We start from the raw sequence: 12,021 nt of genomic DNA, 5'->3' as shown, positions 1-12,021 counted from the left end.
AGGGAAAACTAAGCAATTCAGATACTGAATATTTACTCTTATTCGTCCGCTCTTAATTATTAATTATTAATTATTAATTATTAATTAGTATGCTTCTTACCCAATCCTACTCTCCCTAAGACCTGCAACCATTGTGCAGATTGACCTTGAATGGCTTCCTAAGATTTCGACCTTTATTCTTAGGTGTCTTAGAGAGGTTTCCTCGTTCCCTTATTCCTTTATTACGGCTGATTTAGTGAGGCAAAATCTCCCGGAGGGTTCGGTATGGTTGTCGATGATTCCGGACATATGGAATCACCCATTGACCCTCTGACTTTCGTCCTACATCCCATAGCTACCTTTGGAATGGATTTATGTCACGAGAGTTTAATTGCTTTCTGTACGTCCACTTGTCAGCCTTTGCTTGCGGTATCGTTCCTCGGTAACTGGTATTTTCCCGCTTTTAGACCAGCTTCATGGATTGATGTTCAGTCGCTACCATGTGGCCTATGCTTTCTACCCAACAACAAGGCGGTGGAATTTCACCACTAAGGATATAAGAGTTTTCACAGGTCGAAGTTTTACTTCATGTTATGACCTGGAAGGCTAGATATACCTGCTTTTCAGCAGTCTTGACTAACCAACGAGTCGCACAAATCCATCATAATCAAAAACTTCATCATCTTCTGTAATTGTGCTACGATCGGCAAAATCCATTGTGTAAGACATTCCAGAACATCCACCTTGACGTACCCCTACTCGTAGGCAAAGGTCTTTTCCTTGTTTCTCTCTCAAGAAGAGAACCTGCTTGACAGCAGATTCGGTCATCAGAATTCCTTTTTTTTGAGACTGAGTAGTTTGTGTCATTTTTTTCTAGCTCCTTATACTGCTATAAGTGTCTAATAGTTATTTGTTACTACTTAAGTATATTTTATATACATTCTTCAAAATCGAACTGATAAATACCTTGAATATTTACGATTAATCAAAAATATTTTTTTTAAGATATACACATTGTGCTTTAAGACCCGAGATGTTGAGAATAATAAAAATATTTGAAAATTTTGAAAATAATAAATAATTAGGGATTCCTCATAAGTCAGAACTCAGGAGGAAGTTTGAAAGTATTAGGAGGATAAATTTTTTGAGTTGCTTAGGTGGAACAGATTTCTATTGCTAATTAAGCAGACATGATACATGATATAAATATAAAAAATATAAATATTTAGTCTAAGATTAAAGTAGGACTCAACAATAAGCTTCAAAATGGTTTATAATAAGGAATTAAAACTCCGAGGAACCAAGCACCACAAAATGCTTTTCATTCTATAGTGGGAGATAGTTAGTCTTGAATTTTTAGCTAATAGCTAAATGCTATTTGAAATGCTATTTGCGCAGCATGAACTAAGAAAAAGCAGATAGCTAGTTAATACCATAAGTTATTAATTAATAGTTTTTATGATTTAATAAAGACTATTAATTATCGTATGGTAGAATCATTGAAAAGATAGGTGTAAATTATATAGTAAGTTTCAACACTTTTGTATTATTATATCCCTTAATTCTAGCAATAGTTTAGATAGTTAAAGATATAACTCTCTTACTTAATGCTAGCAAGGCCGTTCCAGAAAAATGTATATAAGAATACATGGCTCGAAATATGGTTTAAGGTCAAAAGAAAAAATATCCAGCAATAGCTTCACTTTTACAGGCTTAGTCTATGGCAGCTCTCAATCCTTCAACAATTCGTAGGTTACAAAAATTACAACAAGTTCCTAGTGTATGGGAAGGCGATCGCCGTCCTATATCTCCAGACTCAAGCTCTAACCCAGAATTAGAATCAGAAACAACAAACGAATGTATTATCTGGGTAGATGGCTCCCATGGTATGGTCAGAGCGATGGATATGGTGACGCCAGATACAGGCCCAGAAGCAATTGTTCGGACATTATTGCGAGCTATGGAAAATCCTCAAAGTCCAGCTCCAGCAATTAGGCCACAAAAAATAGTAGTTAAAGACCGAGAAATTCAATTTTTTCTCAGGGGTGTCTTACAAAACCTGGGAATTACAATTGATTATGTACCAGATTTACCTCTAATTGATGAAATATTTCGGGGACTACAAGAAGTATCGGATAATCGTCCGCCTCAGTTACCTCCTGAATATGCAGAAGCTTTAGTGGAAAAAGCAGAGCAAGTTTGGGATGATGCTCCGTGGGAAATATTAGGAGAACATCAAATCATCTGTGTGGAACTTAATCAATGGGATATTGAAAATCTATATGTCTGTGTTTTGGGTAAATTGGGCATGGACTATGGAATTTTGTTGTATCGCTCTTTAGATTCTCTGAAAAGGTTTAGAGAAAGGGTAGCTTATGAAAAATCTTATGAAAATTTAGAAGAAGCTTTTTTAGGACAAGATTGCCTTTTCATTACTTATGATAGTTTTCAGGATGAGCAGAATCAGAATGGGGATAGAAACCTAGAAAATTTATCAATATCTGAAATTCAGGCCAATTTTGGTAATTTACATCCTTTAGAAGGTTTAAGGTCTGTTCTCTATGAAGAGGAAGCAGTCACAACATTGGTTACTTTAGAAGCACTACATCGCTTTTTGCGAGCCTCCCGTAAGAAAATGATAGGTGATAACTTCCCTAGTATTAGTAGTCGCTACCGGATTCCCATACCAAAATCAGATGAGGTAGTATCAGTGAAAGTAACTACCATGCCAGAAGTAGCAGAAGAGTTATATGAAATGGCTATGGAGACTGAGACGGAAGGCGATGGAGAGTTAGAAATTGAAATGCCGATGCTAAAGGATGACTTAGTACCAGCAAATTCTTTGTTGAGTTTGGGAGTAGTTCCTTGGGAGACAGTGGCATATTTACGAGATAATACCAAACAATATCAGGCAGCAGAGGAAGATATTGAAACATCAGGAGAAGGTCTACCTATAATTTTAATTCAAACTTCTCTACCAAAAGCAACTAAGTTGATAACAGATTTACAAGAAGGTGAGGGACTTCATGGTATAGGATTTAATCCAGGGGAAGACCCTATGGAGGAAAAAAATTATGATTTGGGTATATTGAAAACTTATGATGGTGTATTGCATTTATTTGGTGAATTTATGCAAAATGACCCTGTACACCAGGAAGCTAAACAAAAATGGGATGAGCGTTGCATTGCTACTGATGGTTGGTGTGGTTTGATTATTGCTAGAGGCATTACAGGTGCTTCCCGTGGGCAACCTGAATTTAAGGATATGATGGCTTTGTTTGAAATCAGATTCCTGTCATCTCAAGAATTGGGGATTGGGCCATTGAAGTTGATGCCAGTGTCTTATGAATAGGGAATAGGGAATAGGGAATAGGGAATAGGGAGTAAGGAGTAAGGAGTAAGGAGTAAGGAGTAATGAGTAGGGGGAGTGTGGGAAGTAAGAAACTCCTATGATGACTGATACAAAATTACTATCTGACAAATTTTTCTACAAAGCTTTTATCGTTTCTCTATATCCCATAAGTTTTGGTCTTAGTGTGAACCGTCTTTCTCTATAGAACCCATTTGGTATTTATTTTATAAGTTACAAGTCTAATACCCATATGGGTTTGATGATTCTGGCAGTCATTTTTCATAATTTTTTGGTCTCCTGAACCCTTATAGTTGTAAGTCGCTCCTTAAAACAGCTTTCCTGAAGGCTTTGTATTTCAAGAAAAGATACCAAATGGGTTCTATAAATCCCATTTTTACTAACTACTAACTACTAACTACTAACTACTCCCTACTCCCTATTTTTTTAGAGCAAATTACTTTCTCGAACCTCAAAAGGGTTTCCTAAATTGGTAAAATTGTTAAAAATTGTAAAAAAATTGAGTAAGGAAATAAAAAATGCGAGTAGCGATCGCAGGGGCAGGTTTAGCAGGAATGGCCACTGCTGTAGAGTTGGCTGATGCTGGACATCAAGTGGAAATATTTGAATCTCGCCCCTTTGTTGGAGGGAAGGTAGGTAGTTGGGTAGATGGAAATGGAAACCATTTAGAAATGGGTTTGCACGTTTTCTTTGGCTGTTACTACCAACTTTTTGAGTTAATGAAAAAAGTGGGAGCCTTTAAAAACCTTCGTCTTAAAGAACATACCCACAATTTTATCAATAAGGGGGGCAAAACAGGTTCTCTAGATTTTCGTTTCCTGACGGGAGCGCCTTTTAATGGATTAAAGGCTTTCTTTACCACATCTCAGCTCTCGGCGCAAGATAAGTTACAAAATGCGATCGCCCTGGGCACCAGTCCAATAGTTAGAGGGTTGGTAGATTTTGATGGGGCAATGAAAACTATTCGAGATTTGGATAAGGTAAGTTTTGGAGACTGGTTTCGTGGCCAAGGTGGCTCTGATGGAAGCATTAAAAGAATGTGGAACCCTATTGCTTATGCTCTGGGGTTTATTGATGCAGATAATATTTCTGCTCGATGTATGTTGACAATATTCCAATTGTTTGCTGCAAAAACTGAAGCGTCTGTGTTGCGGATGTTGGAAGGTTCTCCTTATGAGTATCTCCACAAACCTATTGTTGATTATTTGGAGGAACGGGGTACTAAAATTTTTACTAGACGACAAGTTAGGGAAATTCAGTTTTCTGAGAATGATGGAGAAACTCTTGTTAGTGGAATAGTTGTAGCTAATGGGGATACAGAAGAAACTATTGTTGCTGATGCTTATGTTTTTGCTTGTGATGTACCAGGTATTAAGCGGATTCTACCTGAAGCTTGGCGGAAATGGCCGGAGTTTGACAATATTTATAAGTTGGATGCGGTACCTGTGGCTACGGTACAGTTAAGATTTGATGGTTGGGTGACGGAGCTACATGATAAAAACCAACGTCAACAATTAGATCGTGCTGTTGGTCTTGATAATTTACTTTATACTCCAGATGCTGATTTTTCGTGTTTTGCTGATTTGGCATTGACAAGTCCGGGAGATTATTATCGTCAAGGGGAGGGTTCTTTATTACAGTTGGTATTGACGCCGGGCGATCCTTTTATTAAGGAGAGTAATGAGGCGATCGCTAACCATGTTTTAAAGCAAGTCCATGAGTTGTTTCCTTCGTCGCGGGAATTAAATATGACTTGGTATAGTGTGGTGAAGTTAGCTCAGTCTTTATATCGGGAAGCTCCTGGTATGGATCTATATCGCCCGAATCAACAGACTCCTGTGCCTAACTTTTTTCTGGCGGGTAGTTATACTCAACAAGATTATATTGATAGTATGGAGGGGGCAACTATTTCTGGTAAGCAAGCAGCTAAGGTAATTTTGGCGAATGTTGAAAATATTTTAGGGAGTAGTTCAACAATTAATAATTAACAATTAATAATTAATAATTACCTCTTCTTATAAATAAAGAAGAGGATTGGCTAAAGGATTTTTTTTCTCCATTAATTGAGAGGCTTTATATCTTAATTTTTTGGTAATGGAGGAAAGTCTGCTCTCTGGGGCGTGTCTGCAAATTGTTATCAAGGGAGTAGGGAGATATGCTTGTTATGCTAAGTAAAATTATTGAATAAATAATAAGGAAATAAAATGTTTCTTCGTAAAGCACAATTTATTGTGTTAACTTGCATAGCAGTTTTTCTATTTTTTCTTTGTCTTGAAGTTGCTCATATAGATCGAAGTTTAGCTCAAGAAAATCTACAAAAGGTAGTTATTTGCAGTCCTAAAAACCCTAATAATATTACTTATGAACTATTCGATGAATGTACATCTGTTGTCAACGGCAAACTATAGGTAGGAAACGAGTGACAAGTTAAGCTTGCCTACAATTTGGAACTAGAGGTCTTTTTTAATTTCAATAAAAATTATAGACATTTACGGACTGCTCTATAATTCCTATTTTGCCTAACTAGGGTTTGCTGATTAAATCTAAAAGCATTGACAAGTAAAGGTTTGAGCATTTTGGGAGGTAAAAAAAGTGCAAACTTTTCAGCTTGAGTAACCAAAAAGTTAGGACTTTGGGTAGACAAGCTGAGTAAAGATAAAGGTACAATTATTCCTCCTACTTTCTCTGTCTCCCCAAACAGACGACACTCTGCTTTTTTCAGCAAACCCTAATTAAATCATTTTCTGCAGCACCCTGGCGAGGGGATGAGTAGTGGAATTTTCCGATTATTGCGTATGGAGCAATAATTAAAATCATTTTCTGAAGCACCCTGGCGAGGGGATGAGTAGTGGAATTTTCCGACTATTGCGTATGGAGCAATAATTAAAATCATTTTGTGAAGCACCTCGGCGAGGGGATGAAGAGTGGAATTTTCCGACTATTGCGTATGGAGCAATAATTAAAATCATTTTGTGAAGCACCTCGGCGAGGGGATGGATAGTGGAATTTTCCGACTATTGCGTATAGAGCAATAATAGATTCATTTTGTGAAGCACCCGGACGAGGGGATGAAGAGTGGAATTTTCCGACTATTGCGTATGGGGCAATAATTAAAATCATTTTGTGAAGCACTCGGGCGAGGGGATGAGTAGTGGAATTTTCCGACTATTGCGTATAGAGCAATAATAGATTCATTTTGTGAAGCACCCGGACGAGGGGAGATGAATAGTCACATTTTTCCTCTATTGCGTATAAAGCAATAATCAAAATCATTGTCTTAAGCACTCCGGCGAGGGGATGGATAGTGGAATTTTCCGACTATTGCGTATAGAGCAATAATAGATTCATTTTGTGAAGCACCCGGACGAGGGGATGAATAGTGGAATTTTCCGACTATTGCGTATGGGGCAATAATTAAAATCATTTTCTGAAGCACCCGGGCGAGGGGATGAATAGTCACATTTTTCCTCTATTGCGTATGGAGCAATAATAGATTCATTTTATAAAGCACTCTGGCGAGGGGAGATGAATAGTCACATTTTTCCTCTATTGCGTATAGAGCAATAATCAAAATCATTGTTTTAAGCACTCCGGCGAGGGGATGGATAGTGGAATTTTCCGACTATTGCGTATAGAGCAATAATAGATTCATTTTGTGAAGCACCCGGACGAGGGGATGAAGAGTGGAATTTTCCGACTATTGCGTAGGTCACAATAATTAAAATCATTTTGTGAAGCACCCCGGCGAGGGGAGATGAATAGTCACATTTTTCCTCTATTGCGTATAGAGCAATAATAGATTCATTTTGTGAAGCACCTCGGCGAGGGGATGAAGAGTGGAATTTTGCTTCTATTGCGTAGGTCACAATAATTAAAATCATTTTCTGAAGCACCCGGGCGAGGGGATGAATAGTCACATTTTTCCTCTATTGCGTATGGAGCAATAATAGATTCATTTTATAAAGCACTCTGGCGAGGGGAGATGAATAGTCACATTTTTCCTCTATTGCGTATAAAGCAATAATCAAAATCATTGTCTTAAGCACTCCGGCGAGGGGATGGATAGTGGAATTTTCCGACTATTGCGTAGGTCACAATAATCAAAATCATTTTCTGAAGCACCCTGACGAGGGGATGAAGAGTGGAATTTTCCGACTATTGCGTAGGTCACAATAATCAAAATCATTTTCTGAAGCACACCCTGACGAGGGGATGAAGAGTGGAATTTTCCAACTATTGCGTAGGTCACAATAATCAAAATTATTTTCTGAAGCACACCCTGACGAGGGGATGAATAGTGGAATTTTCCAACTATTGCGTAGGTCACAATAATCAAAATTATTTTCTGAAGCACCCTGGCGAGGGGATGAATAGTGGAATTTTCTGATAAGGATTTTTTTGGGCACTCCTGTAATTTGAAAAGCTTGTATAATGTTTCCATACCTTATGAGTTTTGGTCTTATCTGAACCTTATTTCTCATAATTTCCATTTTTCCTAACTACTTCCTACTCCCTAAAAATTATGAGTAATTGGCTAGAACATAGTGTACAGATAGAGGTAGCTGCTCCCATTGATTTAGTTTGGAATCTCTGGTCTGACTTAGAACAAATGCCACAATGGATGAAGTGGATTGAATCTGTTGAAGTTCTTAAAGATAACCCAGACTTATCTAAGTGGAAATTAGCTAGTGGTAATTTTGAGTTTAGCTGGCTTTCTCGAATTCAGAAAATAGTTACTCATCAAATTATTCAGTGGGAGTCTGTGGATGGCTTACCCAACCGAGGGGCTATCCGTTTTTATGACCGTCATGGTAGTAGTATTGTGAAGTTAACTGTAGCTTACGGAGTTCCTGGGTGGTTAATTAAGATTATGGATAACTTTTTTTTAAGCAGAATGGTAGAATCTACTTTGATGGCAGATATGGAAAGATTTCGTGATTATGCTGTTGCTTTTAAGAGTCGGCAAGAAAATAATGGGTAATTGATAACTGGCTATATTAAACAGATTCAAAGTTTGTTAAATCTACATGATATGACCAAATAAATAAGGTTTGAAATCTCCCCTTTTAACAGGAGAAAAAAAAAGAAAATTATGTACTTCAAGTCTCTAGGTGAAGCAAGATTTACTGATAACTGAAATGACAAAGCGAGCTGATAAGTATTCGATATTTTGAAGAAATGATTTATTGGCGATACACTCATCTAAATGAATCTTCAAAACTTGAAATTATCGAAGTCAACCCAAAAGTTAAATAAGACAAAAAGAAAGTAAAGATGAGATTATCGAACTATATAAGACTTTGGCGGAAGATAAAATTTATTTCAAAAGATTTACCTACACCTAAAATAGTAAAAGTTGCGGATGGATTAGGGAAAACCACTACCTCAGTCTGATATTAAATCTGCTTGCTTCGGAGTTACAAGAAACCGGGTTTGTGGTAAGTAAATTTTAATCTTTTAGGTATTTGATACTTTCCCCGGTTTCGTTTCTCTGCTTTTTTATACTGATACTACCGGATTTGATATGAAATGATTATGGATAATCTTCTGGTGAAATTTGAATTGCAGAATAATGAGATTATTTTGATTAAAGCCGAAAAAAAAGGATTGGAAATTTTAATTTCAACTTTTGAGGAGATTTTTCAACAGATAACAGGAGGATTTCATGCTCGAATAGGTGCTGAAAGGGAGGAAGTTCAAGAGTTACTTTTATTAATAAAAATAGCTTGAGAAACTTTCGATTTTCCAGAAAGTAAAATGTCAACTGTTGAAATATCGATTTCCCTAGAACAGTTAAGGATACTAAGACAAATTTTAAGCGAAGCTTGTCACGGCATTAAAGTTTTTGATTTTGAAAATAAAATAGGAACAAGCAAGAATATTTTAAATTCTTTTCTGGCGTTAAGTTTCTGTTTATACGAATCAATCGAACAGTCAAGATTAAAAAGCATTTAGAATCCTACTAAATCCTGAAATAGAATTACATTAGAGGGAAAACTAATGAAGTAAATTCCTTAATTTGATTAATTCCGTGCATTTTAAAAAACTGCTTAAAGAACTTTTTTTGCTGCACATTATTTACCTGAAATATGCTGTAATTTCTAACTCATTTTGATCAATAATTAATTGGAAAATTGCTGTAATATTACCAGTCTATGTCTACAGAAAGGTTGATGATCATTTTTTTCTCTCCAGGGGGAACTGCTGTAATACAAGCACAAATAATTTGACCATCATCTAGTTCTACTTCGCAAGCATGACAAGAACCCATTAAACAACCTGTTGGAATTGTTACTCCGGCACGTTCAGCTACTTCTAGAAGAGGTTCTCCTACTTCTGCATCAACAGTAATATTATCTGGCAAAAAAAGTATTTTCATCTTTGGTTTGATTTGGTTTTATGAGCTAGTTAATAATTTGGATATAGCTTTCATAATTTAGCTATCAGATTTTTCAGTAGAGATAATTGCTAATTTATAATAAACATTTCCAATAATAAACATTTCCAATAATCAAAAAGAAAATTAATTATCCCACTATAAACATCAATTATTTGCCTCTACTCCCCTACTCCTTACTTCCAAAAGTACACATCTCTAATTATCAAAAATCAACATCAATTATTTGGCTCTACTCCCTACTCCTTACTTCCTAAAATACACATCTCTAATTATCAAAAATCAACATCAATTCTTTTCCCCTACTCCGCTACTCCCTACTCCCTAATTTATTGAAATATTGGTTTTAAATCTAGGTGATGATTGACTTGATCTGTGATTGAATCCAAAATCATTTCTCGTTGTTCTCTATAATTAGCAATACCAGTCGGCAAACCATCTAGTCCTCGTTTTTTACGCAAAATATTTAACCAAGAACGACGCCAAGGGCCATTATCAAAAATTCCATGTAAATAGTTACCCCAGACAGACTGATAGCTATTAACAAAACCTAAATCATAATCATCAAATAAGGGCTTAACTATATCTGGTTTTGTCACTCTAGTTCTACCTTGATGAATTTCATAACCTACTACTGGTAAATTTCCTAAAGGATAATTAGCAATAAGTTGCCGCTGACGAGCAATTTTTTTAGGAGTAATTACAGTTCTTAAGGGTAGTAATTCTAATCCTTTATATTCCCCTTGTTTTCCTTCTAAACCTTGAGAGTCAACTAACACTTCGCCAAGCATTTGAAAACCACCACAGATTCCCATTACTGTACCACCAGAAGCTTGATAATTTTTGATAGCTTCTGCCATGCCACTTTTTTGTAAGACTAATAAATCACTAATAGTAGTTTTAGAACCAGGGATGATTATGGCATCAGGATAACCGAAACTATCATTAGGATTAACATATTTAACTTTGACACTAGACTCTGCATCTAAAGGTTCAAAGTCAGTAAAATTAGAAATTCTTGGTAATCTAATGATGACAATTGTAATGTCAGTTGTAGATTTAGTAGAACGTTGTTCTAAAAGACTCAAAGAATCTTCAGCAGGAAAAGCTTCATTAATCCAAGGAATTACACCAACGACAGGAATATTAGTTCTTTTTTCTAACCACTCAATACCTGAATCTAAGAGAGATCTCTGTCCTCTAAATTTATTAATTACTATTCCTTTTATTAAATCTCTTTCTTCTGGTTCTAGTAGTTCTAATGTACCAATAACATGAGCAAAAGCACCCCCTCGATCAATATCAACTACTAAAATTGTAGAGGCATGCAAATGTTTGGCCACTCGCATATTAGTTAAATCTCGGTGCTTCAGATTTATTTCTGCGGGACTACCCGCTCCTTCACAAACTATAATGTCAAACTCTTGAGATAAAATTCCTAAAGATTCTTGGATAGCGTCCCAACCAATATTAAAATATTGCTGATAATAATCTACGGCTCCTACTGTACCTAATGCTTTTCCCTTAATAATAACTTGGGAAGTCATATCTCCTTGAGGTTTTAATAAAATTGGATTCATTTCTATTGCAGGAGTTACACCTGCGGCCCATGCTTGTACTGCTTGAGCATGACCCATTTCTCCTCCAGTGGATGTAACATAGGAGTTTAAAGCCATATTTTGTCCCTTGAAGGGAGCAACTCTCCAACCGCGACGTGATAAGATTCTACAGATGGCTGTAGTAATGAGAGATTTTCCAGCATGGGAAGTGGTTCCCACTACCATAATTGCTTTCATTGGTTTTTTTCCACATTATTAATTATCAATTATTCATTATCCATTAGACATCTCCAGAAAAGAGGGAACAGGGAACAGTCATATCAGTTATCAGTTATCAGTTATCAGTAATTTCAAGCCACCAGATTAATCAAATATTTTACCTAGTTGAGTTTTATTGCACCAGTTCCATAGATTTAACTACCAAATTTTTGTCATATCTAATATAAATCTAAGCAAAATATCTTCTCCAGATAATGTTTCAGGGGAGTCTAATATTTCCACTTTTTTACCAGCACGATAAATTTCTACTTGCTGAGATTTTCGATTAATTAACCAACCATCACAGTTATCAGTTATCAGTTATCAGTAATTTCAAGCCACCAGCTCAATCAAATATTTTACCTAGTTAAGTTTTATTGTAGCAGTTTCATAGAGTTAACTACCAAATTTTTGTCATATCTAATATAAATCCAGGTAAAATATCTTTTCCAGATAAT

Annotated in this window: 11 protein-coding genes and 1 pseudogene; 6 read left to right on the top strand and 6 right to left on the bottom strand. The window is 36.1% G+C overall.

Going from position 1 to position 12,021, the window contains the following annotated elements:
* Positions 1-633 precede the first annotated feature (633 nt).
* Positions 634-846, bottom strand: a pseudogene (locus tag F6K40_RS34590) (HesB/IscA family protein); the annotation flags it as partial.
* Positions 847-1,699: 853 nt separating this feature from the next.
* Here F6K40_RS34590 and F6K40_RS34585 point away from each other — a divergent pair.
* The 3 genes from F6K40_RS34585 to F6K40_RS34575 all read left to right on the top strand — a co-directional run bounded on the left by F6K40_RS34585 (position 1,700) and on the right by F6K40_RS34575 (position 5,757).
* The gene (locus tag F6K40_RS34585) at positions 1,700-3,331 is read left to right on the top strand and encodes a DUF6930 domain-containing protein (protein WP_293142979.1); all 1,632 of its coding nucleotides are present in this window, start codon (positions 1,700-1,702) and stop codon (positions 3,329-3,331) included.
* Between the two features lie 536 nt (positions 3,332-3,867).
* Entirely contained in the window at positions 3,868-5,337 is a 1,470-nt protein-coding gene (zds, locus tag F6K40_RS34580) for a 9,9'-di-cis-zeta-carotene desaturase (protein WP_293142976.1), read from the top strand.
* A 216-nt stretch (positions 5,338-5,553) separates the two neighbouring features.
* Positions 5,554-5,757: a hypothetical protein gene (locus tag F6K40_RS34575; RefSeq protein WP_293142973.1), complete on the top strand. Its 204-nt coding sequence runs from the start codon at positions 5,554-5,556 to the stop codon at positions 5,755-5,757.
* Positions 5,758-5,828: 71 nt separating this feature from the next.
* Here F6K40_RS34575 and F6K40_RS34570 read toward each other — a convergent pair whose 3' ends face one another.
* From F6K40_RS34570 to F6K40_RS34560, 3 genes are all read right to left on the bottom strand, one after another.
* Positions 5,829-6,074: a hypothetical protein gene (locus tag F6K40_RS34570; protein ID WP_293142971.1), complete on the bottom strand. Its 246-nt coding sequence runs from the start codon at positions 6,072-6,074 to the stop codon at positions 5,829-5,831.
* Positions 6,075-6,626: 552 nt separating this feature from the next.
* Positions 6,627-6,809: a hypothetical protein gene (locus tag F6K40_RS34565; protein WP_293142968.1), complete on the bottom strand. Its 183-nt coding sequence runs from the start codon at positions 6,807-6,809 to the stop codon at positions 6,627-6,629.
* A gap of 121 nt (positions 6,810-6,930) precedes the next feature.
* Positions 6,931-7,266 (bottom strand): hypothetical protein, encoded by a 336-nt coding sequence (locus F6K40_RS34560; RefSeq protein WP_293142965.1) that lies wholly within the window; start codon positions 7,264-7,266, stop codon positions 6,931-6,933.
* A 605-nt stretch (positions 7,267-7,871) separates the two neighbouring features.
* On the opposite strand from F6K40_RS34560, the gene F6K40_RS34555 reads away from it, so the two are divergent.
* The 3 genes from F6K40_RS34555 to F6K40_RS34545 all read left to right on the top strand — a co-directional run bounded on the left by F6K40_RS34555 (position 7,872) and on the right by F6K40_RS34545 (position 9,304).
* Positions 7,872-8,330 carry an SRPBCC family protein gene (locus tag F6K40_RS34555; protein ID WP_293142963.1) on the top strand — a complete coding sequence of 153 codons (459 nt, stop codon included), beginning with the start codon at positions 7,872-7,874 and terminating at the stop codon, positions 8,328-8,330.
* 554 nt (positions 8,331-8,884) lie between these two features.
* A complete protein-coding gene (locus F6K40_RS34550; protein WP_293142961.1) occupies positions 8,885-9,079 on the top strand; it encodes a hypothetical protein in 195 nt (64 codons plus the stop codon).
* 27 nt (positions 9,080-9,106) lie between these two features.
* Complete coding sequence (locus tag F6K40_RS34545) at positions 9,107-9,304, top strand: hypothetical protein (protein WP_293142959.1); 198 nt, start codon at positions 9,107-9,109, stop codon at positions 9,302-9,304.
* Between the two features lie 190 nt (positions 9,305-9,494).
* Here the strand turns inward: F6K40_RS34545 and F6K40_RS34540 are convergent, their stop codons facing one another.
* A complete protein-coding gene (locus tag F6K40_RS34540; RefSeq protein ID WP_293142956.1) occupies positions 9,495-9,728 on the bottom strand; it encodes a 2Fe-2S iron-sulfur cluster-binding protein in 234 nt (77 codons plus the stop codon).
* A gap of 347 nt (positions 9,729-10,075) precedes the next feature.
* Entirely contained in the window at positions 10,076-11,542 is a 1,467-nt protein-coding gene (gene cobQ, locus F6K40_RS34535; protein WP_293142953.1) for a cobyric acid synthase CobQ, read from the bottom strand.
* Between the last annotated feature and the right edge of the window lie 479 nt (positions 11,543-12,021).

This window comes from Okeania sp. SIO3I5 (genome assembly GCF_010672085.1).
Taxonomy (GTDB): domain Bacteria; phylum Cyanobacteriota; class Cyanobacteriia; order Cyanobacteriales; family Microcoleaceae; genus Trichodesmium.
The sequence above is the reverse complement of the archived record's forward strand: the minus strand, read 5'-3'. Positions and strand labels throughout refer to the sequence as shown.

Bases quoted from the DNA above. Each gene is read 5' to 3' on its own strand.
- F6K40_RS34585 (WP_293142979.1), top strand. From the start codon at position 1,700: ATGGCAGCTCTCAATCCTTCAACAATTCGTAGGTTACAAAAATTACAA.
- F6K40_RS34550 (WP_293142961.1), top strand. From the start codon at position 8,885: ATGGATAATCTTCTGGTGAAATTTGAATTGCAGAATAATGAGATTATT.
- zds (WP_293142976.1), top strand. From the start codon at position 3,868: ATGCGAGTAGCGATCGCAGGGGCAGGTTTAGCAGGAATGGCCACTGCT.
- cobQ (WP_293142953.1), bottom strand. From the start codon at position 11,542: ATGAAAGCAATTATGGTAGTGGGAACCACTTCCCATGCTGGAAAATCT.
- F6K40_RS34555 (WP_293142963.1), top strand. From the start codon at position 7,872: ATGAGTAATTGGCTAGAACATAGTGTACAGATAGAGGTAGCTGCTCCC.
- F6K40_RS34575 (WP_293142973.1), top strand. From the start codon at position 5,554: ATGTTTCTTCGTAAAGCACAATTTATTGTGTTAACTTGCATAGCAGTT.
- F6K40_RS34540 (WP_293142956.1), bottom strand. From the start codon at position 9,728: ATGAAAATACTTTTTTTGCCAGATAATATTACTGTTGATGCAGAAGTA.
- F6K40_RS34545 (WP_293142959.1), top strand. From the start codon at position 9,107: ATGTCAACTGTTGAAATATCGATTTCCCTAGAACAGTTAAGGATACTA.